The organism is Deinococcus depolymerans (assembly GCF_039522025.1).
In the GTDB taxonomy this organism is placed as follows: domain Bacteria; phylum Deinococcota; class Deinococci; order Deinococcales; family Deinococcaceae; genus Deinococcus; species Deinococcus depolymerans.
In genome coordinates, this window is sequence record NZ_BAAADB010000023.1 from 22,455 (window position 1) to 48,856 (window position 26,402).

Annotated in this window: 22 protein-coding genes; 10 read left to right on the top strand and 12 right to left on the bottom strand. The window is 67.1% G+C overall.

What is annotated here, in order from left to right; genetic code table 11:
• Positions 1 to 89 precede the first annotated feature (89 nt).
• Together ABDZ66_RS12125 and ABDZ66_RS12130 are read right to left on the bottom strand one after the other, a co-directional pair.
• A complete protein-coding gene (locus ABDZ66_RS12125; protein ID WP_343759242.1) occupies positions 90 to 1,070 on the bottom strand; it encodes an MBL fold metallo-hydrolase in 981 nt (326 codons plus the stop codon).
• Positions 1,071 to 1,396: 326 nt separating this feature from the next.
• Positions 1,397 to 4,027, bottom strand: coding sequence for a sensor domain-containing protein (locus ABDZ66_RS12130; protein WP_343759243.1), 2,631 nt, complete (start codon positions 4,025 to 4,027; stop codon positions 1,397 to 1,399).
• A 211-nt stretch (positions 4,028 to 4,238) separates the two neighbouring features.
• Between ABDZ66_RS12130 and ABDZ66_RS12135 the strand changes: the two genes are divergently transcribed.
• The 3 genes from ABDZ66_RS12135 (at position 4,239) to ABDZ66_RS12145 (ending at position 8,908) form a co-directional block, all read left to right on the top strand.
• A complete protein-coding gene (locus tag ABDZ66_RS12135; RefSeq protein ID WP_343759245.1) occupies positions 4,239 to 4,937 on the top strand; it encodes a S4 domain-containing protein in 699 nt (232 codons plus the stop codon).
• Positions 4,938 to 5,021: 84 nt separating this feature from the next.
• Positions 5,022 to 6,026 (top strand): cell division protein ZapE, encoded by a 1,005-nt coding sequence (gene zapE, locus ABDZ66_RS12140; RefSeq protein WP_343759247.1) that lies wholly within the window; start codon positions 5,022 to 5,024, stop codon positions 6,024 to 6,026.
• 14 nt (positions 6,027 to 6,040) lie between these two features.
• The gene (locus ABDZ66_RS12145; protein ID WP_343759249.1) at positions 6,041 to 8,908 is read left to right on the top strand and encodes a diguanylate cyclase; all 2,868 of its coding nucleotides are present in this window, start codon (positions 6,041 to 6,043) and stop codon (positions 8,906 to 8,908) included.
• A 180-nt stretch (positions 8,909 to 9,088) separates the two neighbouring features.
• Here ABDZ66_RS12145 and dnaG read toward each other — a convergent pair whose 3' ends face one another.
• Positions 9,089 to 10,861 (bottom strand): DNA primase, encoded by a 1,773-nt coding sequence (gene dnaG, locus ABDZ66_RS12150; protein WP_343759251.1) that lies wholly within the window; start codon positions 10,859 to 10,861, stop codon positions 9,089 to 9,091.
• 263 nt (positions 10,862 to 11,124) lie between these two features.
• On the opposite strand from dnaG, the gene ABDZ66_RS12155 reads away from it, so the two are divergent.
• Together ABDZ66_RS12155 and ABDZ66_RS12160 are read left to right on the top strand one after the other, a co-directional pair.
• The gene (locus ABDZ66_RS12155) at positions 11,125 to 11,439 is read left to right on the top strand and encodes a cupin domain-containing protein (RefSeq protein ID WP_343759253.1); all 315 of its coding nucleotides are present in this window, start codon (positions 11,125 to 11,127) and stop codon (positions 11,437 to 11,439) included.
• Positions 11,440 to 11,768: 329 nt separating this feature from the next.
• Positions 11,769 to 12,335 (top strand): type 1 glutamine amidotransferase domain-containing protein, encoded by a 567-nt coding sequence (locus ABDZ66_RS12160; protein WP_343759255.1) that lies wholly within the window; start codon positions 11,769 to 11,771, stop codon positions 12,333 to 12,335.
• Between the two features lie 377 nt (positions 12,336 to 12,712).
• Here ABDZ66_RS12160 and ABDZ66_RS12165 read toward each other — a convergent pair whose 3' ends face one another.
• Positions 12,713 to 13,552 (bottom strand): hypothetical protein, encoded by an 840-nt coding sequence (locus ABDZ66_RS12165; protein WP_343759257.1) that lies wholly within the window; start codon positions 13,550 to 13,552, stop codon positions 12,713 to 12,715.
• Positions 13,553 to 13,812: 260 nt separating this feature from the next.
• Here ABDZ66_RS12165 and ABDZ66_RS12170 point away from each other — a divergent pair, with 260 nt between their 5' ends.
• Together ABDZ66_RS12170 and ABDZ66_RS12175 are read left to right on the top strand one after the other, a co-directional pair.
• Positions 13,813 to 14,568 (top strand): sugar nucleotide-binding protein, encoded by a 756-nt coding sequence (locus ABDZ66_RS12170; RefSeq protein ID WP_343759259.1) that lies wholly within the window; start codon positions 13,813 to 13,815, stop codon positions 14,566 to 14,568.
• Positions 14,569 to 14,652: 84 nt separating this feature from the next.
• A protein-coding gene (locus tag ABDZ66_RS12175) for an IS630 family transposase (protein ID WP_343759261.1) occupies positions 14,653 to 15,661 on the top strand; the annotation gives its coding sequence in 2 pieces (ribosomal slippage) (positions 14,653 to 15,120 and positions 15,122 to 15,661; 1,008 coding nt in all).
• Between the two features lie 353 nt (positions 15,662 to 16,014).
• On the opposite strand, the gene ABDZ66_RS12180 is transcribed toward ABDZ66_RS12175, so the two are convergent.
• From ABDZ66_RS12180 to gcvT, 6 genes are all read right to left on the bottom strand, one after another.
• Positions 16,015 to 17,163, bottom strand: a complete 1,149-nt coding sequence (locus ABDZ66_RS12180; protein ID WP_343759263.1) for a DGQHR domain-containing protein — start codon at positions 17,161 to 17,163, stop codon at positions 16,015 to 16,017.
• Between the two features lie 3 nt (positions 17,164 to 17,166).
• The gene (locus tag ABDZ66_RS12185; protein WP_343759266.1) at positions 17,167 to 17,649 is read right to left on the bottom strand and encodes a hypothetical protein; all 483 of its coding nucleotides are present in this window, start codon (positions 17,647 to 17,649) and stop codon (positions 17,167 to 17,169) included.
• Positions 17,650 to 17,712: 63 nt separating this feature from the next.
• Complete coding sequence (locus ABDZ66_RS12190; protein ID WP_343759269.1) at positions 17,713 to 18,513, bottom strand: DNA adenine methylase; 801 nt, start codon at positions 18,511 to 18,513, stop codon at positions 17,713 to 17,715.
• A gap of 62 nt (positions 18,514 to 18,575) precedes the next feature.
• Positions 18,576 to 21,455: an aminomethyl-transferring glycine dehydrogenase gene (gcvP, locus tag ABDZ66_RS12195; protein WP_343759271.1), complete on the bottom strand. Its 2,880-nt coding sequence runs from the start codon at positions 21,453 to 21,455 to the stop codon at positions 18,576 to 18,578.
• 177 nt (positions 21,456 to 21,632) lie between these two features.
• On the bottom strand, positions 21,633 to 21,995 hold the full coding sequence (gene gcvH / locus ABDZ66_RS12200) for a glycine cleavage system protein GcvH (RefSeq protein ID WP_119674173.1): 363 nt from the start codon (positions 21,993 to 21,995) through the stop codon (positions 21,633 to 21,635).
• A 78-nt stretch (positions 21,996 to 22,073) separates the two neighbouring features.
• Positions 22,074 to 23,144 (bottom strand): glycine cleavage system aminomethyltransferase GcvT, encoded by a 1,071-nt coding sequence (gene gcvT, locus ABDZ66_RS12205; RefSeq protein ID WP_343759276.1) that lies wholly within the window; start codon positions 23,142 to 23,144, stop codon positions 22,074 to 22,076.
• A 72-nt stretch (positions 23,145 to 23,216) separates the two neighbouring features.
• Between gcvT and ABDZ66_RS12210 the strand changes: the two genes are divergently transcribed.
• Genes ABDZ66_RS12210 through ABDZ66_RS12220 form a run of 3 tightly spaced genes read left to right on the top strand, consistent with a single transcriptional unit; the run spans position 23,217 to position 24,874 of the window.
• The gene (locus ABDZ66_RS12210) at positions 23,217 to 23,666 is read left to right on the top strand and encodes a DUF6979 family protein (RefSeq protein WP_343759278.1); all 450 of its coding nucleotides are present in this window, start codon (positions 23,217 to 23,219) and stop codon (positions 23,664 to 23,666) included.
• Entirely contained in the window at positions 23,663 to 24,184 is a 522-nt protein-coding gene (locus ABDZ66_RS12215; protein ID WP_343759280.1) for a 2'-5' RNA ligase family protein, read from the top strand. The genes ABDZ66_RS12210 and ABDZ66_RS12215 overlap by 4 nt, the downstream gene beginning before the upstream one ends.
• 60 nt (positions 24,185 to 24,244) lie before the next feature.
• Complete coding sequence (locus ABDZ66_RS12220; RefSeq protein WP_343759282.1) at positions 24,245 to 24,874, top strand: SDR family NAD(P)-dependent oxidoreductase; 630 nt, start codon at positions 24,245 to 24,247, stop codon at positions 24,872 to 24,874.
• Here ABDZ66_RS12220 and ABDZ66_RS12225 read toward each other — a convergent pair.
• Complete coding sequence (locus ABDZ66_RS12225; RefSeq protein ID WP_343759284.1) at positions 24,861 to 25,427, bottom strand: 5-formyltetrahydrofolate cyclo-ligase; 567 nt, start codon at positions 25,425 to 25,427, stop codon at positions 24,861 to 24,863. The two genes, ABDZ66_RS12220 and ABDZ66_RS12225, sit on opposite strands and share 14 nt — an antisense overlap.
• 90 nt (positions 25,428 to 25,517) lie before the next feature.
• Positions 25,518 to 26,360: a DUF4394 domain-containing protein gene (locus tag ABDZ66_RS12230; protein WP_343759286.1), complete on the bottom strand. Its 843-nt coding sequence runs from the start codon at positions 26,358 to 26,360 to the stop codon at positions 25,518 to 25,520.
• Positions 26,361 to 26,402 lie beyond the last annotated feature (42 nt).

A 26,402-nucleotide genomic window follows, 5' to 3' on the forward strand; every position in this document is an offset into this window, starting at 1 on the left:
ACGGATGCGTTCCGTGCGGGCCTCTCTTCTGTGGCGGGCGGTCGGCGGCATGGTTGTCTTCTTCGCTGCCTACGCCCTCCGTGCCCCGTTCAGCTCCAGTTCCAGACGGTCGGCTCGAATTCGTACGAGCGGGCGTTCAGGCGGCGCAGGTGGCCGATGGCGTGGAAGGGGAAGTGGTAGCCGGTGACCCACAGCCCCTCGGTGACGATGCGGTTGAAGATCCGCTGGCGGGTCTGGGCGGCCTGCGCGCCGTTCGTGTCGAAGCTGACGTACGCGCCCTGGTGTTTCAGGGAGATCAGGAAGTGCCCGCCGGCGTCCCCGAGGATCATGACGCCCTGCCCGGCGCTCTGCGCGAGGACGCTCAGGTGGTTGGCGGTGTGGCCGGGCGTGGGGACGGTCGTCAGGCCCGGCACGATCTCCTGCCCGGGCTGGATGAGCCTGAAGCGGTCTTTCAGGGCGATCAGGTTGTTCTTCACGGCGTCGTTGGGGGTGGCCTGCGTGACCCAGAAGTTGAATTCCGCCTCGCCCATGACGTGCTGCGCGTTCGGGTAGGTGGGTTTCCCGGCGGTGGTCAGGCCGCCGATGTGGTCGCCGTGCCCGTGCGTGATGAACACCGTGTTCACGCTGTCCGGTTCGATGCCGGCGCGGCGCAGGTTGGTGACCAGTTGCCCGGCCGCGCCGCCGCGTCCCGTGTCGATCAGGATGCGCTGGCCGTCCAGTTCGACCAGTACGGGGTTGAAGTGGTTGACGGTGTTCGTGGCGGGCACGTGGTACTCGGCGAGGGTCTGCGTGAATTCGGCCTGCCGGTCCGGGTTGGCGCCCCAGGTGGGCAGCAGCGCGGCCAGCGGGGCGGTGCCGTCGCTGAGGACCGTGACGGTCATGTTCCCGATCTTCTGGCGGTAGAAGCCGTGGCCGTTCATGGCGGTGGGGGCCGCCGTTGCAGCGGGAGCGGTCTGCGCGGAGGCCAGGGGCGCGGCGGCGGCCAGCGCGCCGGCCGTGCCGATCAGGCGCAGGGCGTCGCGGCGGGCCAGGGTGGGGGTGCGGTCGTTGGTGGGGGTGCGGTCAGACATGCGGGAACCTCCAGGAAAGTGAAGTGCGACCGCTTCACGTTAAGCAGATTGTCCGGGCCTGACAGCAGCGCCGCCCACCCTTCACTTGACCGTCCATTCATGAAGTCGCGCCCCGGCGACCCGGCCCGCCCCCTCCGTCAGCACACGGACTCGGGTCGAACGACCTGTAATACGGACTCCGATTGAATGGGCTGCAAAGGCCATTCAATCCGAGCGGATGCGACTCGGAGAGCTGCGCCGCAGAGCAGGAGAGAAACGCCCCTCCGGACGTGGAGCTGGCAATCCGGCGGGGTTCCGGATTGTCAGCGAAACAGACGGCGTCCGTATCAGTGGTCGCGCAGCCAGGAGAGCAGTTCGGCGCGGCCCAGCGGCGGCGTGATCGCGTACCCCTGCGCCGCGTCACAGCCCAGCCCGCGCAGCACGTTCAGCTGCTCGGCCGTCTCCACGCCCACCGCCACCACCTCCAGGCCCAGGCGGTGCGCCAGGTCAATGGTGCCCTGCACCAGCGCCAGGGACTTGTCGTCGCCGGGCAGGCGGGCCGTCAGGGTGGGGTGCAGTTTCACGGCGCTCAGCGGGAAGCGCGTGAGCGAGGCGAGGCTGCTCGCGCCGTCCCCGAAGTCGTCCACGCTCAGGCGCGCGCCCAGCGAGCGCAGCTGCTCCAGCAGGCCCAGCGTCTCCTGACTGTGGTCCAGCAGACTCCCGGCGGCCACCTCGATGTCCGGGGCGCCCTCGGCGGACAGCAGCGGCAGCAGGCGGCGCAGGCCACTGCTGCGGCGCAGTTCCTCAAGGCCCAGGTTCACGCTGACCGTCCAGTTCCCGAACCGGTCCGGCAGCGCCGCGCGCACCGCCGAGCGGCCCAGCACGGCCTCCTGCACCACCCACTCGCTGATGCTGGTGATCAGGTCGCTGCGGCTCGCCAGGTCCAGGAAGCGGTTGGGGCTCAGCATGCCCAGCGTCGGGTGGTTCCAGCGCAGCAGCGCCTCGGCACTCACGGCGCGGCCCTCCCGCAGCGAGATGGCCGGCTGGTACAGCAGCGTGAACTGCTCGCCCTCGACCGCGCCGCGCAGCGCCTCTTCCAGTTCGAAGGCGCGGGCCACCTGCTCACGCAGGTCCGGGTTGAACACGCTGACCTGATCGCGGCCCTGCCGTTTGGCGTGCTGCATGGCGACCTCGGCGTCCCCGAGGGCCGCGTCGCCCGGCACGCCCGCCTTGAGGCCCACCACGCCCAGCGCCACGCTGACCGACACGTCCCGCTGACCGACCCGCAGCGGCACCTGCTGCAGGGTCAGGCGCACCCGTCCCGCCGCGCCCAGTGGGTCCACGCCCGGCAGCGTCACCGCGAAGGAGTCGTCGGCCAGCCGCGCCGCCTGCCCCCGGGACTCGTTGGCAAGGTCGTTCAGGCGCGCCGCCACCTGAATCAGCAGCCGGTCGCAGGCGGTGCGGCCCAGCGCGGCGTTCAGCGCCCCGAACCCGTCGAGGTCCAGGCACACCACGCTGCCCGACCCGCCCGCCGCGTTCAGCGCCTCGCGCAGCCCGGTGCGGTTGAGCAGTCCGGTCAGGGAATCGTGCCGCGCGTCGTGCCGGATCTTCGCCTGGGCGCGGCGCAGCGCCGTCAGGTCCCGCAGGGTCAGCAGCACGCTGCCGCGCGCCCCGCCCGCCTCGCCGCCCACGCCGGTGGCGCGCAGCTCCATCTGCCGCACCGTGCCGTCCGGCAGGGCCAGCAGCACCTCGCGGCGCATGGGAAGCGGCACGTCCTTCCACTCGGGCATGATCAGCGGCTCGCCCTCGGGCGTGAACAGCCGCACGCCCAGTTCCCCCAGCACCCGCGAGATGCCCAGGCCCACCAGCCGCGCGGCTTCCACGCCCAGCAGCGCCGACGCCCGCTCACTGACCAGCTGCGCGCGCCCCAGGTGATCGACCAGGATCGTCGCGTCCTCGGACAGCGCCAGGACCTGGGTCATCACGCCGAGCGGCGCGCGGCCGTCGCGGCCCCCGGCTTCACCCTGCGCGACCAGCAGGCCCTCCTCGGACGTGCGGCGCACACTGAGGGTCAGGCTTCCGCCGCCCTGCAGTTCCACCTCGGCGCGCGCCGCGCCGCCCGTCGCCGCCAGCCGCACCAGGTCCCGCACGGTGTCCGACGGCACGTTCGCGAAGCACGGCCACGCCCACAGCGGCGCGCCCGTCACGACCGGCGACGTTGCCGGCAGCAGTTCCAGCAGCCCGTGACTGGCCTGCAGGACCGCCCCGGAATCCGACAGCAGCGCCGCCGGGGTGTCGGTGTCCAGCAGCGCCGAGACCCGCGCGGCCCGCTCGTACTCGCCCGTCACGTCCTGCAGCGTCAGCATCACGCCGGCCACCGCGCCCCCGTAGTAGGGGCGTGCCTCGCCGCGCACCCACACCACCGCGCTGCCGCGGCGCACCTGCTCGTCCGGCAGGCGCACGGAGCGGCCCGCGCCGGCCTGCGCCAGCACGTCCAGGAAGGCCGCGCGGCCCGCGAAGATCTCCTGCACGCCCTGTCCCACCACCTGCGCCTCGGTCAGGCCGAACAGTTCCAGGAAGGGGCGGCTGACCTTGCGGAAGCTCAGGTCCGCCGTGAGCCAGGCCGTCGCGACCGGCAGCTGCGTGACCAGCACCTCGGTCTCGCGGTTCGTGCCGTCCACCCGCGCGGCGGCCAGCAGCATGGTCAGGACCTGCACGGCCGCCGGCGGCACCGCGGTGTCCTCGGTCCACAGCAGGCCCAGCAGCGAGCCGTCCCGCGTGAGCCAGGTCATCTCGCCCCGGTCGAACCACTCGTCCGGGGGAACCAGGTCCGGTCCGACCGACACGGCCGGCGCGTCGGCCCGCACGCGCAGCACCTCGTCGCCCAGCGAGGCCAGTAGCGTCGCCTGCGGCGCATGCACGCGCAGCAGGTCACTCAGGGTGGCGTGAACGGCGGAAAAGGAAGCAGGGGGGGTCACTTCTGGAGTACCTCGCGTGCCGGGGCGGCGCCGGCGGACGCATGAAAGACGCGGAAGGGAGACAGGGAGGGCGGGCCGGGAGAACCCGCAGCGCCGGCGGCCGGACTTGCCGGACACGCACCGCTCCATCGTGCCACCCCAAGTCTTACCACCTTCATGCAAATGCACCCCGCCCGCCCACCGGCCCCCCCCGCGCACTATCCTGAGGCGCATGAAGCACAAGCTCTCCACCCTGGTCGCGCAGGCCCGCGGAGGCCGGGTCGTCCGCACCCCCTTCCTGGACAGTGACGACATCGACCGCCGCCTGCTGAGCGGCGACGACCTGAACCACAAGATCGCCGGCGGGTTCCCCGACGCCCGGCGCGTGATCCTGACCCTGCACCCCGCCCATATTCCCGAGGTGGACAGCGGCGTGCAGGTGTACCGCGTGACGCCCGAAGACGCCGCGCCCCACTGGGACCTGCAGGACTTCAGCGTGCAGCTGCGCCGCCTGGGCCTCGACGAGGCGCAGCTCGGCGACCTGCGCGAGGACCGCGGGGACTTCCTGATCGCCACGACCGGCAAGGCCGCCCAGGCCCTCGAGGCCCTCACCGAACTCGGCGGCCGGCAGGTCACGGTGCAGCCCGTGGGAGAGAGCGCCGGCAAGAGCAGCCGGGTGCGCGAGGTCGTGGTGCCCTCCATGCGCGTGGACGTGGTCGGCGCCAAGGGCTTCGGCGTGAGCCGCGCGTACTTCCAGCAGGGCATCGACGGCGGCAAGGTCCGCCTGAACGGCGCCCCGGCCCGCGCCAGCAGCGAGATCCGCGAGGGCGACAGCCTCAGCGCCGACGGGCTGGGCCGCATCGACTTCAAACGCGTCGTGAACGAGACCCGGCGCGGGAACTTCAAAGTCGAACTCGACGTTCACAAGTGACCCGGCCCCGCCCTGTTCCTGCCCGCCCCGCCCGGCCTGAACGCCCCCGCACGACCGGCGCCCGCCGCGCCGCAGGACCCGCCCGTGATTGACCTGAGCGCCCGCAACCCCGCCCTGCACCCCGAGCAGCTCACCCGTGACCTGACGCCCAGCCACCGCTACCAGCAGGTGCGGCTCGACACGTACGCCCCCAATCCCGCCTACCCCAGCCAGGCCGAGGCCCGCACCGCCGTGCAGGCCTTCCTGCGCGGCGCGCAGGTCCGTCCCGGCGGGTTCCGCCTGTTCCGCCGCGCCAAACCCGAGGGACGCGGCCTGTACCTCGACGGGGGCTTCGGGGTGGGCAAGACCCACCTGCTGGCCAGCGCGTACCACGCCGCGCAGGGCGAACGCGCCATCATGAGCTTCCAGGACCTGATGTACATCATCGGGGCGCTCGGCATGACCCGCGCCGTGGACGCCTTCCGCCAGCACGACCTGCTGCTGATCGACGAGTTCGAACTCGACGACCCGGGCAACACCCACATGGCGAACACCTTCCTGGGGCAGCTGATGCCCGGCGGGACCAGCGTCATCGCCACCAGCAACACCGAACCCGGCGCGCTGGGCCAGGGCCGCTTCAACGCCAGCGACTTCCAGCGGCAGATTCAGGGCATCGCCGACCGTTTCGACACGCACCGCATCGACGGTCCCGACTACCGCCAGCGCGGCGTGCGCCCCGAAGACACCCTCGGCCGCGACGAGTACGCCCGCTGGGAGGCCCGGCAGAACCCCGCCACGCTGGCCCGCCTGACGCACCGCGACCTGAGCCGCCACCTGCTGCTGGTCCACCCCAGCCGCTTCGGGCGGCTGCTGGAGGGCGTGCAGGCCGTCGCTGTCACCGACCTGACCCCCATGCCCGACCAGAACGTCGCGCTGCGCTTCGTGCACTTCATCGACAAGCTGTACGACCTGGGCCTGCCCGCCGCGTTCACCGGCACCAGCCTCACGGGCCTGTTCAGCGACACGTACCGGCACGGCGCGTACGCCAAGAAGTACAGCCGCTGCCTGTCGCGCCTGTCCGAACTGCTGCAAGAAGCCCGTCTGCCCTGAACCCCGGAGTGCCCGTGCAACCACTGCCGAACGACCTGCCCAGCAAACGCTTCAGCCGCCGCGACGGCCTGCCCGGCACGCAGGTCCACGCGCTGACATGCGACCACCAGGGCCGCTACTGGTTCGCGGGGTCCAGCGGCCTGGCCAGTTACGACGGCGTGAGCGTCCGGCGGTACCAGCAGCGCGACGGGCTCTCCACCCACGGCCTGCGCGCCCTGGCCGCCCGCGCCGACGCGCCCCACGAACTGCTCGTCGGCGGGGACGCCGGCGTGGACCTTCTGGACGTCCGCGAGATCGGCCCGCCGCGCGCGCAGCCCCTGCTGACCACCCCCACCTGGACTGGCGGGCGCGTCGAGACGCTGCTGCCCGACCCGGACGCCGGCGGCGGCCTGTGGATCGGCACGGCGTCCGGCCTGTACCGCTGGGAACCCGGCGGGACCGTGCAGGCCGTCACCGACCCGGCCCTGGCCCGGCAGCAGATCACCGCGCTGGTCCGCAGCGGCCCGCTGATCTGGGCCGCCACGCAGAGCGGCGCCCTGCGCGGCCACCCCGCCCCCGGCACGGACACGGGCGGCGGGTGGCGCGACCCGCCCGTCGCGCTGCCACGCGAGGCGATCACCGCGCTGAGCGTCGCCCCGGACGGCACGCTGTTCATCGGCGGGCACACCCACCTGACCGAACTGTCCCCCGACGGGACCGTGCGCGCCCGCCTGCCGCTGCCCGCCCCCGCCACCGCCCTGCTGTTCCAGCCGCCCACCGGGACCCACCCGGCGGAACTGTGGGTCGCGGCGGCCGCGCAGCTGCTGACCTTCCGGCGCGGCGCGGCCGGCTGGCAGGCGCACGGCCCGCCGCTGGCCGAGGGCCGCGTGAACGCCCTGCACGGCGACTCCTTCGGGAACGTCTGGGCCGCCACCGATAGCCGAGGCGTGCTGCGGGTCAGTGCGCTGCGCCGCGTGTACCTCCGGCCGCGCATGCCGCTCCCGCAGGCCGCGTACTCGGTGCGGCCCAGCGGCGCGCACGCCTGGCTGATCGGCACCGAGCAGGCGCTGTGGCGCCTCGAGGAGAACAGCGCCCCCCACGCCGGCTGGCAGGGCGGCGTGGTCGCCGAACTGCCGGCCGTGTGGGACACGCTGGAACTCGCGTCCGGCGAGCGGTGGTTCGCCACGCAGCAGGGCGTGTGGCGCGCCGCGCCCGGCCAGTCCCCGCAGCCGGTCGCGCCGGCCGATCCCGAAGCGACCGCCCCGGCCCGCGCGCTGCTGCACCTGCACGGCACCCTGTGGATCGGGACGGTCCGGGGCCTGCTCAGCGTGCCGCTGGACGGCCCGCCCGGCAGCCCCGTCACGCTGCGCCGCCACCTGAGCGGCGGGACGCCCCTGGGGTACGTGTACACCCTGTGCGCCGGGCACGACGGCACCCTGTGGATCGGCACGCTCGGACAGGGCCTGTGGCACGCGCCGGACGGCCAGCTGCGCCGCCTGAGCCTGCCCGTCCCGGACCTGCTCAGCGACACCGGGAACGTGTACGCCCTGGCCCCCTGCGACAACGGCGACCTGATCGCCGTGCAGGACAACCGCGTGCTGCGCCTCGGGCGTGGCGGGGGGCGCGTGCTGGCACGCAGCGAGGAGGCCGTGGCCGGCTGGACGGTCCTGGTGCAGGGCGACCGGCTGTGGGTGGGCGGCAGTGACGGCCTGACCGAGTACGACGCCCACAGCGGCGAGCGGCGCCGCCAGAGCAACTGGCCCGGCGCGGACAGCTGGGAATTCACCACCAGCCGCAGCCTCGCCGCCCGGCCCGGCGCGCTGCTGTGCGGCCTGAACACCGGCCTGCTGCTGATCGACCTGACGGAACTCGGGAACCTGACCGTCCCCCCGCAGCCCACCCTGGCCGCCCTGACCTTCCGGCCCGGCCCGGCCCCGCTGCCACCGGAAGTCGCGCGGGCCAGCGGGGCCGGGCCGCACACCCTGCCGCAGGGCCACTGGGGCCTGGAAGTCTGGCCCGCCTGCCCCTGGTACCTCGACGAGGACACCCTGCAGCTACGCCACCGCCTGCTCGGCTGGGAAGCCGAGTGGTCCGCGCCCCACCCGCCGGGCCCCATCCAGTACCAGTCGCTGCCCGCCGGACGCTACACCCTGCAGGTGCAGGCCTTCGCGCCCCTGACCGGCTGGGGCGACCCGCAGGCGCTGCTGCGCCTGCACGTGCAGCCGCCCCGCTGGCAGCGGCGCGTGCGGAGCCTCCTCGAGACGCTGACCGGCCCGCTGCTGCAGACCCGTCGCCTGCGCCGGCAGAACCTCGCGCTGGAACAGCGGGTCCTGGAACGCACCCGCGAGGTCGAACGCGCCCACGACGCACTCCTGAGCGCCAACCGGGAACTGCAGACCCTGTCGCTGACCGACGCGCTGACCGGCGTGGCCAACCGCCGTCACTTCGACGGGGCGTGGCAGCAGGCGGCCGCGCAGGTCCCGCTCGGGCACGCGGTCACGCTGGCACTGCTGGACATCGACCACTTCAAGGGCTTCAACGACACCTACGGGCACCAGGAGGGCGACCGCTGCCTGCAGCGGGTGGCGGGCGCACTGCGCGGCGCGCTGCGCGGCCCCGGGGACCTGCTCGCCCGCTACGGCGGCGAGGAGTTCGCGGTGATCCTGCCGGGCGAGTCGCCCCAGGACGCCGCCGGCGTGATCGAGCGGCTGCGGCGCAACGTCGAGGCGCTGGGCATCCCGAACGCCGCGTCGCCGTTCGGGACGGTCACGGTCAGCGTGGGGGCCGTGAGTGTCACGTCCGGCGCGGCCGGCCAGCCCGGCGACTGGATCGCCCTGGCCGACCAGTCCCTGTACCGCGCCAAGCACGCGGGCCGCAACCGCAGCGTTCACGACCTTCACTGATCCGGATTCCGGTTGAACGAGGAGGAGCTGGGCAGGTTCCGGACGTGGAGCTGGCAATCCGGTGATGGTCCGATCTGTCAACGAAACAAACGGCAGTCCGTATCGATCCGGATCCATGACCCGGAGCCGGGTCGGAAGGCCGGGCGTGCCACCGGGAGCGAAAGCGGTGCCACCCGCGGGCTACGCGCTGCGCCGGCTGCGTTTCTCGGCCTCGATGGCCCGCTGCAACTCCTGAATCTGGCGCAGCATGTCGAGCTGCTGCGCGGGCGGCGCGGCCGTGAGCTGCGTTTTCAGGTGCGTGACCTCGGCGCGCAGCGCGTCGATGCTCATGCTGACCTGAATGTCGTCCACGGCGGTCGCGGCGTACGCGCCGACGTTCTGCTCGTACTGCTGGCTGTGCGCGCGGCTGATGCTGCCGGCGTCACGCCCCTCGAACATCAGGCGGATCAGCAGCTGCTCCTCGGGCTGGCCCCGGAACAGGTCCAGCACCCCCTCGGGCGTGGGCGCGCCCTGCAGGGCCAGCATGACGTTGCGGACCATGTCGTTGCGCCACGGGGTGCTGCCGTCCAGTTTCGCGCGCAGGCTGGGGTCGACCAGCAGTTGCCGCAGCAGCGCCAGTTCACGGTCCTCCTCGTGCCGGGCGGTACTCATGCCCGCCAGGTGCGTGTCGGTCAGGGTGCGGCGCTTGGCCTTGCTGGCGATCCACTCCATGAGCGCCTCGGGCTTGATGCCCAGCGTCTCGCAGGCCGCCGCGCGGACCCCCTCGGCAATCTCGTCGAGCGGGTCGAGGTTCTGCATGCGTGGCAGCAGTTCCATCAGGATGCGGCGCTTGCCCTCGCTGGTGCTCACCCCGTGCTTCTCGATGGCGGCCTGCACGCGGTAATGCACCTCGTCCAGGCCGCTCCCGATCGCCTGCCGCAGCTGCTCGTCGCCGCCCGCGAGCAGGGTGTCGGCCGGGTCCTTGCCGCTGGGCACGCTGGTGGCCCGCACGCGGAACTTGGCCCCCAGCACCTGATCCAGCCCGGACAGCGTGGCCTTCAGGCCCGCCTCGTCACGGTCGAACAGCAGCACGAGACTCTGCGCGCCCAGCCGTTCGAGCAGCGTGGCGTGCTCGGCGGTCAGCGCGGTGCCCAGGCTCGCCACCGCGCCGGTGAAGCCGTGCTGGTGCATGGTGATCACGTCCATGTACCCTTCCACGACCACCAGTTCCGCGCCGCTGCCCAGGCCCGCGCGGGCCTTGTCCAGCCCGTACAGCAGTTCGCCCTTGCGGAACGCGTCGGTTTCCGGGGTGTTCAGGTACTTCGGCTTGCTGTCGTCCAGCACCCGCCCGCCGAACCCCACCAGCCGCCCCAGGTGATCACGGATGGGGAACATCACCCGCCCACGGAACCGGTCGTACACCCGCCCGGATTCCGGGTTCTCGATCAGCAGCCCGGCCTCCAGCAGCTGCCGTTCGGTCAGGCCCTTGACGCGCGCGTGCTTGAGCAGGCCGTCCCAGCCCTCCGGCGCGAAGCCGATCTCGAACGCCTCGATGGTCGCGTCCGTCAGGCCGCGCCGCCGCAGGTACGCCAGGGCCCCCTCGCCCGCCGCGCCGGTCAGGTGCTCACGGAAGTACGCGAGTGCGAAGGCATTCACGTCGTACAGGTCGCGGTTGCTGCGCTCCCCGTACTTCGCCTCGACCTGCACCCCGGCCCGCTCCGCGAGCTTGCGCAGCGCGTCCCCGAAACTCAGGTTCTCGGTACGCTGCACGAAACTGAACACGTCCCCGCCCGCCTTGCACCCGAAACAGTAGAAGTACCCCTGGTCGGTGTCCACCTGAAACGACGGTGACTTCTCCTTGTGAAACGGACACAGGCCCTTCATGCGGCCCTTCCCGGCCGGGGTGAGGCGCACGTACTCGCCCACGACCTCCGCAATGTTCAGCCGTGAACGAACCTCTTCTTTCGTTCCCATGCAACCTCACCCCCCCTGGCAGGCCGCCCGCACAACTGCGCGGACGGCCCGGTAGACCCGCAGTGTACTCCAGCCCCCGCCCACACCGCTACACCCCGAATTGTGCGTCTGACACGAATAAAACCATGAGAAGAAGCGGCGGGTGCGTGCCACACGTTCCCCGCCCGGGTGAACGGACCCCCAGCGCTCCCTTCAGGCCCCATGACCACCCCTGAAGGTCGCCCTCACCCCCCCGGCCGCCCCGGCGGCGCAGGCTGAATCCCATGAACCCCTACAAGGTCAGCCAGAGCGACACCACCCACGGCCCGGACGGCGAACACCACCTCGTGACCGGGCAGCACGCCCGCATGCGCCTGTGGCACCGCGAGGAACCCAACGCCGACAAACCCCAGAGCACCAACCCCTACGAGACGCTCGGGTACGTCATCGAGGGCCGCGCCGACCTGATCATCGACGGGCAGACCATTCCCCTCCAGCCCGGCGACTCCTACCGCGTGCCGGCCGGCACGCCGCACACGTACCGCATCACGCAGACCCTCACCGCCGTCGAGGTCACCACGCCCGGCCGCGACCAGTAATACGGACTCCGTTTGTTTCGCCAACAATCCGGAACTTCACCGGATTGCCGGCTCCACGTCCGGAACCCGTGTTGCTCCCACTCGCTTCGCTCGGATTGAACGGGCTTTGCAGCCCATTCAATCGGAGTCCGTGTAAGCAGCGCACCTCTCACCCTTCCGGCGCTCCGCGGCGCTGCTCCGCGTCACGGCGGGTCCCTCCCTCTCCCCACCGAGAGGGACTTTTCATGCCCCGCCACCCACACGCGACTCAAGTCCCGCTCAACCCCCCATGAACCCCCCTTCAGACCCCCATCACGCCCCCACCCCCCCCACCCGCCACGCTGATACGCATGACCGACCAACCGCTGAAAGGCAAGACCATCGCCATCCTCGCCACCGACGGAGTCGAACAGGTCGAACTCGTGAAACCCCGCGAGGCCCTGGAGGCCGCCGGGGCCACCACCCACCTCATCAGCCTCAAGCCCGGGCAGATCCAGAGCATGAAAGGCGACATGGAACCCCAGGCCCGGTACGACGTGGACCACACCGTCACGCAGGCCAACCCCAGCGACTACGACGGCCTGCTGCTGCCCGGCGGCACCGTCAACCCCGACAAGCTGCGCCTGGACGCCTACGCCATGCAGTTCGTCCGCGCCTTCTACGACCACGGCGCGCCCATCGCCGCCATCTGCCACGGCCCCTGGAGCCTCAGCGAGACCGGCATCAGCAAGGGCCTGAAGATGACCAGCTGGCCCAGCCTGAAACACGAACTCACCCTCGGCGGCGCCGAATGGGTCGACCAGCCCGTCGTCGTGGACCGGGGCATCGTCACCAGCCGCAACCCCGACGACATCCCCGCCTTCACCGAGAAGATGATCGAAGAATTCCGGGAAGGCGACCACAGCAGCAAACGCTGACCCCACCCCACCGACCCCAACGCAGGCAGCGGCCCTCCCAGAGATGGAAGGGCCGCTGCGCTGCTGCACGCCTGCCTGGAATGGACCGCCTGGAATGAAACGGAATCTGCACAGCGTTCCATCCCGGAACCCGTGTTGCTCCCACTCTGCAGGGCAGCTCTCCGAGTCGCATCCGCTCGGATTGAACCGGCTTTGCAGCCACTTCAATCGGAGTCCGTCTTATACGGATTCCGTTTGTTCCGCTGACAATCCGGAACTTCACCGGATTGTCAGCTCCACGTCCGGAACCCGTTTCTCTCCTACTCTGCGGAGCAGCTCTACGAGTCGCATCCGCTCGGATTGAATGGCTTTATAAGCCACTTCAATCGGAGTCCGTCTTACTTGCCGCCGCCGATGCCGATCCCGATCCCCACGCCGACGCCCACACCGACGCTGACGCCGCCCGACCCGCTCCCACCGGCCGACCCTGCACCACCAGCGGAACCGGACGCCGAACCGCTCCCCGACACGCTGCCCGCCGCTGCCGAACCCGCCGCTGCCGAACCCGCAGCCGCACCGGCCGCCGCGCCCGAGACGAGCACCTGCACCAGCGTCCGCGCGCCCGCCTGCGTCTGCACCGCCACGTTCTCCAGGCTGACCATGCCCGAAGCGTCCACCAGCACGCGACCCGCCACGTCATACGTCCCCGCGCCCGCACCGCCCGACACGACCACGTCCGTCACCAGCGCCGCCTGCGCGCCACCCGCCCAGCGGCCCGCCGCGTCGAACTGACCCAGCACCTGCCCACGCGCGTCCAGCAGCGTCACCACGCGACCCTGCAACGCCGCGCGACCCTCGGCCGCCGCACGCGCCAGCACCTGACCCTCCGCGCGGATCGCGCTGCCCAGGCTCACGCCCGCCCCGCGACCCGACACCACCAGCGACTCCAGCGTCACGCGGCCCTGCGCCGCCGCGCCGCCCGCCACCCGGAACGACTGCTGCGCCCCGTTCTCGAACGTCACGCGGGCCGTGGACACCGCGCGGCTCGCGCCACTGAACACCACCTGCCCCGCCCCGTTCACCGTGCCGATCACGCGGCCCTGCGCGTCCAGCAGCACCACCGCGCTCGCCTGAACCGCCACGCCCGCCGAAGCCGCCGCCGCCGCCGAACCCGACGCGGACCCCACCGCGGAACCCGCCGCCGCCAGGGACACAGGAGCCAGAAGGGAAACCGTCATTACCACAGGAAAGAGAATTCGTTTCATGGTCACATCCTTTCCGGGCACCACAACTGCCCGGTGAAGCGGACTATAGAAAACGAACCTGAAAGGAATATGATTGACCCAAAATTCATTTAAAACGACAGAAGATCAATGACCCGCAACCGGAATCATTGAACGCACCCCCGGCCACACCACCCACGCCGGACACCCCCACTTCACCAGACCCCCCACAAAAAACCCTCAAACCCCACCCCCACCCCCCTACACTGCACCCCATGACCCGACCCTGGCTCGTCACCGGCCTCACCGGCACCCTCGCCCCACACGTCGCCCACGCCCTGCAAGCCCAGGGACACACCGTCACCGGCTGGGACCGCCACACCACCCCCGCCGACGACAGCCCCGCCGCCCGCGCCCACCTGCACGCCCTGAACCCCCAGGGCATCCTGCACCTCGCCCTGGGCAGCGAAGCCTGGGCCGCCACCCTCGCCGCACACGCCCACGCCACCGGCATCCCCTTCGTCCACACCAGCACCGCCATGGTCTACAGCGCCCAGGCCGGCGGCCCCCACCACCCCACCCAGCCTGCCCAGCCCGACAGCGACTACGGCCACCACAAGGCCCGCACCGAACACGCCATCCGCGCCGCCAACCCCCACGCCGTCATCGCCCGCATCGGCTGGCAGATCCACCTCACCGCCACCGGCAACAACATGACCCAGCAACTCCAGGCACAACACGACCAGAACGGCGTTATTCGCGCCAGCCGGCACTGGATTCCCGCCACCTCGTTCATGACCGACACCGCCCACGCCCTCGCAGCCCTCGCGCAGGACGGCACCGGCGGGACCGTCCACCTGGACAGCAACGCCCACGACGCCCTGACCTTCCCGGAACTCGTGCGCGGCCTCGCACGGCACCTGAACCGCGACTGGGTGATCGAGGCAACGGACGACTACACGCACGACCAGCGGCTCGTGGACGACACCACCCGCCTGCCCAGCCTGCGCGAACGCCTCGGGCTGAACTGAACAAGAGAGTGGTGGGTATCCGGGGATGCCCGCGCATGACGGTCTATTGATCGCGGCGAAGATCTGAGTTGATAGACTTGCCACATGCCTGGTTGGCAACCGACCCACTACTCCCGCGCTCAACTCGAGGAGCGCCGCCTCGCCGCTCTCGCATGGATTGAACGCGGAACCCATCGGAACCAGGAGATTGCGAATCACTTCGGTGTCTCCGTCCATACGATCTACACCTGGAAAGCACGACTACGCCGCAATGGTGGCCTGAAGGCCACCATTGCCAGTGGCGCAACCTCGCGGCTCACAGCGGCACAACACGAACAATTGCGCACCTTCCTGCGGGAGGGTGCGGTGCACCACGGGTTCCCTGATCCGACGTGGACGACACGTCGGGTCACTGATCTGATCGGACGTCACTTTGACGTGTGGTATCACCACGACCACGTCCGAAAAATCCTTCGCCAGTTGGGTTTCACGCCGCAAATGCCGGATGGGCGGGCGGCAGAGCGCAATGAACTCCGGATCGCGTCCTGGAAAGAACAGGTCGCACCGGAGTTGGGAAAAAAAGGTCGCTGAGGGCGCGACCCTGGTGTATCTGGATGAGGTCGGGTTCTCGCTGAAAGGCGTACGACGGCGCACGTGGTCGACCAGGGGCGTCACGCCCCTGGTCACGCTCCCGGCCAATTGGGAGAAACTCTCGACCATCGGTGCGATCACGTCGGATGGGCGGTTCTTCCAGCAGACGAAGTCTGGGGCGATTCGTAGTGGGGACGTCATCCGATTCTTCCAGCACCTGCTCCGCCACGTTCAGGGGGAGATCGTGGTGGTGCTGGATAACGCCGGGATCCACCGGGCGAAGGCAACACAGGCGTTCGTGGAGACCCACGAACGCCTGTCGCTGGTGTTTTTGCCGCCCTATGCGCCGGAGTTGAACCCGATCGAGCTGGTGTGGGCATATGTGAAGCGCAATGTGCTGGGGAACTTCTGTGCCCGCTCGGTCTCGGAGCTGAAAGCAAAGCTTGTGACGGCTTGGCAGCGGGTTCGGTATATCGACTTGCCTCGTCAGCTTATGAATGCGAATCTATGCCGCTATCAATAGTGCAGCCTGAAACGCGGACTGAGGTTTGATGGGGAATCATTGAGTTATCCCGGCGTCGTGGACAAAGGCATCGTCACCAATTGCAACCCCAGCGACATCACCGCCTGCAATGCCAAGATGATCGAAGAACTCCAGAAAGGCGACCACAACAGCAAAAGGTAAACAGAGGATATAAGAAGGGCTACACTCGGGGAAAAGCGCGGCCCTACTTATATTCTGCAAACAGTATCGCTCATACAGCAATTCGGGGTGGATTTGTTGCAAAAGATGGATGGCGACCGCATTTCAAACTACCTTGAAGTTGAAAAATCTTAGTCTGTTCTAAATCTGATAGACGAAGCTGGCGGAACATGCTAATATTTTGAATTCTGAAGGATATCATTGTTCAGTGTTCTATATATTTCCGATGCTCCGCTTGAACCCGGCTTAAAGCGTTCTGTGGTAAAATCATTTGATTTTAGGGTCCAGTTATCAAATATTGTAGAAAACCCTTTGACATCTTGGTTAAGATTTTTAATTTTTAAGATTCGCAAGGCTGTAGGTAGAAATCTCATCAGGCCCATAAATGCATTGGTTTTGCTAAGTACTGCGCCTTTAGAAGTATCTAACCAAGCATCTGGATATTTTAATTTGACCGCCTGAAAGTAATCATTGACGATTTGTGCGATTTTTAGATCGTCGCCTTGAATAAAGTCTCCCCTAAATGCGAACTTTTCGTCATTATAATCTATGAGTCTCCTATTCCTTAATGCATCATCTCGATCTTTCATGGGATCTTTGCTGATTAGTCGAATAAGGGACTCGACGAATGCTGCTTGGGTAATAGTCTGCTCACTGGTAATGCCGTCGCTAACCCCTAATCGTTTAATTCTTTCATAAAACGGCGACTTTGGATCTTCATTCAAGGCAATAGCTATGTTATGCGCTGTTTTCTGAGGACTTCTGTGTTTTGCATAATCATAAAGATCATATGCGAGACTGCGATTGACCTTCGTTTGGGCAAGATTGACAGTGGAAAATATATATGCTTGATCCGCAATATCTAGGCCGACAAAGATGCTCACCGGGACTTCAAAGTTACTCCCTGTATAATCTTCTAGCCCTGCCAACCTGTGTTGGCCATCTAATACTCGGGCTATTTTTCCTATATGATCTGCTCCTAAATCCGAATCATCTGACGTAAAAAGCGTCATGGTTTTATTGACTTTGTCAATTGCTGTGTTTTCTATATCCACAGAGATGATAATTGATGAGGGGAAAGTTGCATCCTTGTTTGTTACATATTTTTTTATTTCCTGAACTCTTTTAGTGCTTAAAGGGCGTTGTATGCCTAGATATGATTCTATTGCCCGCTCTTCTCTCTCGATGCGCCTGACGTCAAAATATGAAATAGCCATTAAGATATCGAATGGCATACTAGCTAAGTAGAACTCTCCGATAGGTTGTTTTATGGAAAGGCAGGGAAACTTAAACTCGCCTTTATTTTCTTTGTAATCTAGCATAAACTACCTATCCCTAAATCTAGAGGCGAAGTTTTGTCCTTCCGTGGCAATAACGTCATTTGCGTCAATCATCTGAGATTCAGGCGAAGCCTGATTATTAATAAATATTGCGATAAATAAAAGCGCAAAACATACCCAAAATACAGTAATTGAGAGTGATAACGTTGATTGCCCATTAAAATTGCTGTTTGATAGGCTGGTTGCTATTAGCACGCTAGATATAATTGCGAATAGAATTGATAATAGCAATAAGCCAATTGCTTTATCTGAATACTTTTCTTCCTTGCGCAATTTGATTGCGATATAAATAACTGGCGCAAGAGCTGCGATAGAATAGCTAAATAATTCGCCCTTCTGATAAAGATTGGGAAACTTGGATATGTAGTTGGAAAATAGGTGGTTATCGCTTTTATCGATTGCCGCAAGAGCTAAAGTGCCTAGCCAAAGAGGACTTGTTGAAAAGGTAAAGTTAATCACCCACTCCATCAGTGTCCGCATAAAGTTTTTGAACCAGAGTCTGATTGCCGGATTTGTAAAAAAGTTCAGCATCTATATACCTATCACGATGACGACTTCTCGATAGCGTCCGCGATATTCACTTTTTGCGGAGAGAGTATCTCTCCTGTCCGTATAAAGGATCCGCGATTTGTTTTCATATAGGCCTAACACATCATCTGATTGTGAGTGAGTCATTATGACTTTAGCGCCCCTTTCGCTCGCTCGAAAAAGTGATCGTGCTAACCTTTTGTGATCGTTAAATGTGAAAGGCAGAGATGAATATTTTTTGAATTTATCAGCCGAGGAAGAATCAAAGTAAGGCGGATCAGCAAAGATTAGATCTCCTTCCTTCGCGTTTCTGATTGAGTGACTGAAATCAATACTAGTTAATTTGGTATTTTTGAGGTATTCAGATATGATCGGGAAATCTTCTGCTCTCATTAGCACATTAGTCTTAGTGCCTATAGGGACATTAAATTGACCTTCTAGGTTTACTCTGTAGAGACCATTCCAGCATGTACGATTAAGATAAATCATTCTTGCTGCAATCTCTATTCTTTTGGTTGGCCTGCTAGATCTTATATTGTAATAATATTCTTTAGAATGCTTTTTCTGATGTCTTTCGAGTAAATCCAGAATGCCCTCATGGTTATCTCTAATCGCCCTATATGTTTCAATAAGTTCTTTATTCGAATCATTCAAGTGACTAAAGGCAGGTTTCTTTGAAAAGAATACTGCTCCACTACCCAAGAAAGGCTCAAAGTAATTGCTATAATCGCCATCAAATAGCTCGGGATGTTGTTTATATAGCCAGCCCTTCCCGCCGGGCCATTTAAGAAATGGTGTGATCATCGACTAGATCAGCATAGCGGGAAGGGCTAAAGATGTCATTCAGTTGTGGTGATGGGCTGACTTTACGCCTCTATGTAGTCCTCGACGGGGGGGCAGCTGCACACGAAGTTTCTGTCGCCGTAGACGTTGTCCACTCTATTCACGCTGGGCCAGTACTTCCACTGTTTCTGCGTGCTGGTGGGGTAGGCGGCGGTTTCGCGGCTGTACGCGCGGTTCCAGTCCATGTCGATCAGGTCGGCCTGGGTGTGGGGCGCGTGCTTCAGCGGGCTGTCGGCGGCGGTGATCAGTTCGTCCTGCACGTCCTGAATCTCGCGGCGAATGCCGAGCATCGCCTGGATAAACCGGTCGAGTTCCGCTTTGGGTTCACTCTCGGTCGGTTCGATCATCAGCGTGCCGGGCACGGGGAAGCTCATGGTGGGGGCGTGGAAGCCGTAGTCCATGAGGCGCTTGGCGACGTCCTCCTCGGTTATGCCGCTCTCGGCTTTCAGGGGGCGCAGGTCGATGATGCACTCGTGCGCCACGCGGTCGTTCCGGCCGGTGTACAGGACGGGGAACGCGCCTTTGAGGTGGTGGGCGATGTAGTTGGCGTTCAGCAGGGCGACCTGCGTGGCGACTTTCAGGCCGCGTGCGCCGAGCAGGCGGATGTACAGGTAGCTGATGGGGAGGATGCTGGCGCTGCCGTACGGCGCGGCACTGACGGCCCCCGTGCTGCTCTCGCTGGTGGGGCGCACGGCGTGGTTCGGGAGGAACGGGGCGAGGTGCGCCTTGACGCCGATGGGTCCCATGCCGGGGCCGCCGCCCCCGTGGGGAATGGCGAAGGTCTTGTGCAGGTTCAGGTGGCTGACGTCGCTGCCGATCAGGCCGGGTTTGGTCAGGCCGACCTGGGCGTTCATGTTCGCGCCGTCCAGGTACACCTGCCCGCCGTGCTGGTGGATCAGCTCGCACGCTTCGGTCACGCGTTCCTCGTACACGCCGTGCGTGCTGGGGTACGTGATCATCAGCGCGCCCAGGTTCTCGCTGTGCTTCTCCGCCTGGGCTTTCAGGTCGTCCATGTCGATGTTGCCGTCCGCGTCGGTCTTCACGACCACGACCTGCATGCCCATCATGGCGGCGCTGGCGGGGTTCGTGCCGTGCGCGGATGCGGGAATCAGGCAGATGTTGCGGTGCGCCTCGCCGCGGCTCTCGTGGTACTTGCGGATGACCAGCAGGCCCGCGTACTCGCCCTGCGCGCCGCTGTTCGGCTGGAGGCTCACGGCGTCGTACCCGGTGATGTCCGCCAGCCACGCCTCCAGTTCCGCCAGCATCTCCGCGTAGCCTTCCGTCTGGTCGGCGGGCGCGAAGGGGTGCAGCTGGCCGAACTCGGGCCACGTCACGGGAATCATTTCCGTCGTGGCGTTCAGTTTCATGGTGCAGCTGCCCAGCGGGATCATGCCGTGCGTCAGGCTGTAATCCTTGTTCTCCAGGCTCTTCAGGTACCGCAGCATGCCGTGCTCGCTGTGGTGCGTGTTGAACACCGGGTGCGAGAGGTACTCGCTCTCTCGCTTCAGGTCGGCGGGAATGCCGTCCACGAACTTGTGCTGGTACTCGGACAGCACCTTGAACTCCTGACCGTTGTCGTTCTGCCGGGTTCCGGCAATCGCTTCGATCAGGTCTTCGATGTCGGCGGGCGTGGTGGTTTCGTCCAGGCTGACTGAGATCAGATCATTCTCGTAGCGGAGGTTGATGCCCATGCCTTCAGCGCGGCTCCGGATGGCGGCGGTGTCACCCTTGAACGTCAGCGTGTCGAAGAATTCCCCGTTGACCAGTTCGACGCCAGCCTCCGTCAGGAAGCGTGCCAGGATGCCCGTCAGGCGGTGCGTGCGCTCGGCAATCGTGCGGATGCCTTCGGGGCCGTGGTAGACGGCGTACGCGGCGGCCATGTTCGCCAGGAGGGCCTGCGCGGTGCAGATGTTGCTGGTGGCCTTCTCGCGGCGGATGTGCTGCTCGCGCGTCTGCATCGCCATGCGCAGCGCCGGGCGGCCCTTGACGTCCTTGCTCACGCCGATCACGCGGCCGGGCATGGAGCGCTGGAAGTCGCTGCGGCACGCCAGGAACGCCGCGTGCGGCCCGCCGAAGCCCATCGGCACGCCGAAGCGCTGGGCGCTGCCGATCACGATGTCCGCGCCCATCTCACCCACGGGTTTCACGAGGGCGCTGGCCAGCAGGTCCGTCGCGGCGATCAGCAGGCCGCCGCTGGCGTGCACACGCTCGGCAATGGGGGAGAGGTCGTGCAGGTCGCCGTACGTGCCGGGCGTCTGCACCAGCGCCGCGAAGGTGCCTTCGGGCAGTTCGGCGTCGGCGGGTCCGGTGACGATCTCGAACCCGAAGTACTCCGCGCGGGTGCGGATCACGTCGATGGTCTGCGGGTGCACGTCCTGCGCCACGTACAGCGTGCTGCCCTTGCTCTTGCCCGCGCGCTTGGCGAGGGTCATGGCCTCGGCGGCGGCGGTCGCCTCGTCCAGCAGCGAGGCGTTGCAGACGGGCATGGCGGTCAGGTCCATGATCGCCTGCTGGAAGTTCAGCAGCATCTCCAGGCGACCCTGGCTGATCTCCGCCTGGTACGGCGTGTACGCCGTGTACCAGCCGGGGTTCTCCAGCATGTTCCGCAGGATCACGCCCGGCGTGTGCGTCCCGCTGTACCCCATGCCGATGTAACTGCGGAACACCTTGTTCTTCGCCGCGACCGCCTTCAGGTCGGCCAGCGCCTGCGCTTCCGTGACCGGGCCGCCCACGTTCAGGTCACCCGTGAAGCGGATGCTCTCGGGCAGGGTCGTGTCACTCAGTTCATCCAGGCTGCCCACGCCCAGCTCCGCGAGCATGGCGGCCTGTTCGGCGGCGGTCGGGCCGACGTGACGGTCGAGGAAATCAGCGGTCTGCAGCAGATCAGTCAGGGAACGGGTCATGGAGTACTCCTGGGGGTGGGGCGTCGGGGGGGCATGGCGGCGCTGCGGCTCACCCCTTCCCGACCTCCTCCCGGTCAGGGGAAGGAGTCAGACGTGTGAGCCTCTGTGGGCTCCCTCTCCCTTCAGGGGGGAGGGCTGGGGAGGGGGTGCTGCGGAAACGCGCGGCCCGCTGGGGGGTCAGTTGTTCGCGGCTTCGTACGCGGCGGCGTCCATCAGGTCGCCCTCGCCGGTCACGTCGAGTTTGAACAGCCAGCCGCCTTCGTAGGGGGCGCTGTTGACGAGTTCGGGGGTGCCGCTCAGGGCGTCGTTCACGGCGGTGATGGTGCCGCTGGCGGGCGCGTAGATGTCAGAAGCGGTCTTGACGCTCTCGACGACGGCGATGGTTTCGCCTGCTTCGACGACGCGGCCCACTTCGGGCAGTTCGACGTACACGACGTCGCCCAGCTGGTCCTGCGCGAAGTCGGTGATGCCGACGGTGCCGTCAGCGGCGAGCCATTCGTGGGAGGCGGCGTACTTCAGTTCGGTGGGGGTGGTGGTCATGGGGTGCTCCTTCGGAGGGTTGATGGTGAATGGGTGATGGGTGATGGATCGGTTCTTTCTACTATCAACGATGGGCCATCACCGTTTGTAAAACGGCAGTTGCACGCGGGTGGCGGGGTGGTCCTTGCCGCGCACCTCGACGTCGAAGATGTCGGCTCCGGCGTGCTCGGCGTTCACGAGGGCCATGGCGATGGGATGCCCGAAGGTAGGGCTGCTCGTGCCGCTCGTGACGTGCCCGACGACCTCACCGCCGACCTTGACGGGGTAGCCCTCGCGGACGGGCACGCGCTCCAGTTTCAGGCCGATCAGGGTCTGCGTGGGGGCCGTGCGGATGTGCTCGTGGCCGATGTGGGTCTTGTCCTTCACGACCCAGCTGTACGTGCTGCTCAGCGGGTGGATGGTGTCTGAAAATTCGTGCCCGTAGAGGGGAAAGCCCGCTTCGAGGCGCAGGGTGTCGCGGGCGCCCAGTCCGGCGGGCGTGAAGCCCACGGCCAGGAGTTTGTCCCAGACGGTCTCGGCCTCGCTGGCGTCCGTGAACACCTCGAAGCCGTCCTCGCCGGTGTACCCGGTGCGGGCCAGCATCACGTCGAAACCGAAGAGCTTCGCGGGGAAGAAGGCGTTCTTCTTCCGGCTGCTCAGGTCGGTGTCGGTGTGGGGTTGCAGCAGGCTCTCGGTCTGGGGGCCCTGCGCGGCCAGCAGGGCCCAGCGGTCGCTCTCGTCGGTCAGGGTGACGTCGAACCCTTCGGCGTGGCTTTGCAGGTGCGCCCAGTCCTTGGCGATGTTGCTGGCGTTCACGACCGTCAGGTACTCGTCTGGCGCGACCATGTAGATGTAGATGTCGTCCACCAGCCCGCCGGACACGCCGGGCAGCCAGTTGTACTGAGCGCGGCCGGGTTTCAGTTTGCTGACGTCGTTGGTGGTGACGTGCTGCAGGAAGGCCAGTGCGCCCGGGCCCTGCACGCGGAATTCGCCCATGTGGGACACGTCGAACACGCCAGCCTTCGTGCGGACGGCGTCGTGTTCGGCTTTCACGCCGGCGTACTGCACGGGCATGTCCCACCCGCCGAAGGGGACCATGCGGGCTCCGGCGCGCAGGTGCGCGGCATGCAGCGGCGTCCGCTTCAGCGGCTCGGTGGGGGACTGGTTCACACCTGAAACTGTAGCCGACCCACCCCCGGAGCGTCCGGGCCGTCTGGACGCCCGGGGGGTGTACGCTGGGGCATGACGACCGGGAAAAAGAGCGTTCCACAGGGTGAAAAACGTCAGACTGGAACGGTGTACGAGCAGCTGACGGACCGGGCCTTGGAAGCCCTGCGGCAGGGGCATACTCCCCGTGCTGCCTGGGCCGCCGCGCAGGCTCTCGTGACCGCGAAACCCAGCACGCTGGCCAAGGGCTGCCCACGCTCCACATTCGTCTCCCTGGCCGAACACGGGTACCTGCGGGGTGTGCCTGCACAGGCTGGCGCTCGCCCCCTGAGCCTCAACGCCCGTCATGCCCTGCACGCGCGGACGGTCGCGCAGGCTGACCCTGACCTTCTGAACTGCAAGCAGGCGTGGTGGGCCGTGACCCGCGCACACTCCGGCACGGACCGCGAAAACCACGCGGGCATCCTGGACGTCCTGCACGCGCTGATGGTGCGCGACGCCCTGACCGACCCACCCGCCCCGTGAGCCCCTCGCACCTGCTGGCGCTGCGGCCCCCGCCGGACATCGAGGCCCGCGTCGTGGCGTTCCGGGAAGCCCACGGCGTGCGCGACGCGGCGGCGGTGCCGCACGTCACCGTGAAGGCCCGCAGCGGTCTGGACGACGATCTGCGCTGGCTGGACCTCATCCCGGCGGTGGCGGCGGCGATCCCGCCCGTTCCGGTCGAACTGCTCGCGCCGCGCGTGTTCCCGGACGGCCGCGCCCTGTACCTGCCCGCCCGCAGTCCCGGCGCGGTGCGGCTGCACCTCGCCCTGCTGGACGCCCTGAGGCCCGCGCGGCGCTTCGGGTACGAGGGGCCGCAGATGACCCCGCACCTCACGCTGGCCCTCGGGCGGCGGGACGTGACCCTGGACGCCCTGCTGGACGCGGCGCGGCTGGCGTTCCCGCAGCCGCTGTCCTTCACCGCCACCCACCTCGTCTGGATGCGCAAACCCGGACCCGGCGGCGCGTACCAGCCTGTGCAGGCGTGGCCGCTCGGAGGGTAGGGTCCGTGACCTGTACGCGCCCGTACCGACACGGTGGGCGGGGTGCGGTTCACTGCCGTCATGAACACCCTGATCATCGGAGCGACCGGCGGGATCGGCGCCGCCACGGCCCGCGTCCTGGCCGCGCAGGGCGACACCCTGACCCTCAGCGGCCGGAACGAGGCGACCCTGACCGCCCTGGCCGCCGAACTCGGCGCGGCCCACCACGCCGCCGACCTGGGCTACGAGAGCCATGTGCGGGCGCTGCTGGAGGGCGTGCCGCCCCTGGACACGCTGGTGTACGCGGCGGGCGCGGCGCTGCCCGGACCCCTGAAGGACGCCGACCCCACGCACGTCCGCGCCGTGTGGAACGCCAACTACTTCGGGGCGCTGTGGGTGCTCAAGCACGGGCTGGGCCGCCTGAACGCGGGCGGGCGCGTGTACCTGATCGGGGCGCGGCCCGAACTGGTCACGGCGCGCGGTTTCAGTCAGTACGCCGCCAGCAAGGCCGCCCTGGCCCGCGCGGCAGAGGTCGCGCGGCTGGAACACCGGGGCGTGGGGGTCACGCTGGTCCTGCCGCCCGCCGTGGACACGCCCCTGTGGTCGCAGGTGGGCCGCGTGCCGAAAGGCGCAGTCACGCCGGACGTGGTGGCCCGCGCCATCGCCGCGCACCGTGCGGGCGACCCCACGCCGGAACTCAGGGTGGACTGACCGCCGCCTGCACGCCCGCCTCGCTCAGCAGCCACGCGACCGGGCCGTCGTGCGGGTCGGCGGGCAGGCGCGGCACGATCAGCGCCCCCTGGATCACGCCCACCGTCACCCCCGCGAAACCCGGCAGCAGGCGGTCGTAGAAGCCGCCGCCGTAGCCCAGGCGCACGCCGCGCCGGTCGAAGGCCAGCGCGGGCAGCAGGATCGCATCCACGGTGTCCAGGCCCACCTGCGGCGCGTCGGCGGGCGGTTGCAGCGCTCCGAAGCGGCTGACCTCCGTGGCGGTGTCCCAGGGGTGCAGCGTCAACCTGGGCGTGGGCCGGAAGCGGGCGCGGGGGGCCAGCAGTTCGAACTCGCCGCGCAGCGCCGACACGTCCGGCTCGCCCGGCAACGCCCGGTACGCCAGCACGCACCGGGCCCCCACCGCACGCAGCAGCGTCCGCGCCTGCGCCGTCACCTCACCGGACACGTCCGGCAGCCCGGCGCGCACGGTCCGCGCCCAGGTCCTCCAGGCAGCCTTGTCGGACAGGTCGGTGGGTGGGTCGGGTCGGGTCACGCCCGCCATTGTGTCCCGACCACCGCACACAACGGTGAACGCCCCCACCGCGCAGGCAGGGACGTTCACCGGAAGCAGGCGCGCGGGGGATTACTGCGCGGCGAGCTTCAGCGCGACGGACCTGAGCTTCATGCCGCTGAGCCTGGCGGTCATGGTGGCCTTCCCGGTCGCGAGGTCCACGGTGTACAGGTCGGTGTCGTTGCCCGACACGCGGCTCAGGTACGCGCTGCCCGCGCCGGCGATGTCGAAGCCGGTCATGTCCGCCATGACGTTCACGCCCAGCGCGCCCACGGTGTTCAGGGTGTTGAACTGCGGGCCGACCGTGTTCATGACCAGGATGTCCAGATCGGCGTCGATGGTGTACAGGGTGGTGGTGGTGCCGGCCGCGATGGCCCCCGTGCCGCTGTTGTCGAAGGAATTGGTGTAAGCGGCGGCCACCACGCCAGGGTTCCTGCCGGCGTTCGGGTCGCCCGGGGCGTACACGAAGGTGCCGTCGGCGGTGGTGCCGGTCGTGGCGGGCGTGGGGGCGGCCATCAGGGTATGGCGGAAGTTCAGGTCGTTCGTGCCGGCCACGCGCAGGCGGTTGGCGACCGGGTTGAAGTCCGCGGCGACCACCGTGGCGCCCGTGACGGTGCTGTCGGCAGTGGCGGCCCCCGTGACGGGGTTGATCATGAACACCCGGCCGCTGGCCGCGACGCCGTACAGCCGGCCGTCGGTGTTGCGCACGTCCAGGTCCACCAGGGTGTCGCCGCCCAGCCCGGAGATGCCCTGCGTCACGGAGCTGGCGTCGGGGTTGCCCAGGCCGAAGGTCACGAGGGTGCCGTCGCTGCCCAGGCCGTACGCGAGCTGACCGGCGGGCGGGGCGGGCAGGCGCATCTGGTTGCACGAGGCGAGGGCGGCAGAGATCAGGGTCAGCAGGGCCAGGTTCTTCATGGGGGTCCTCCGGGACAGGGGTGGGGCGGGCAGGGACGCGGG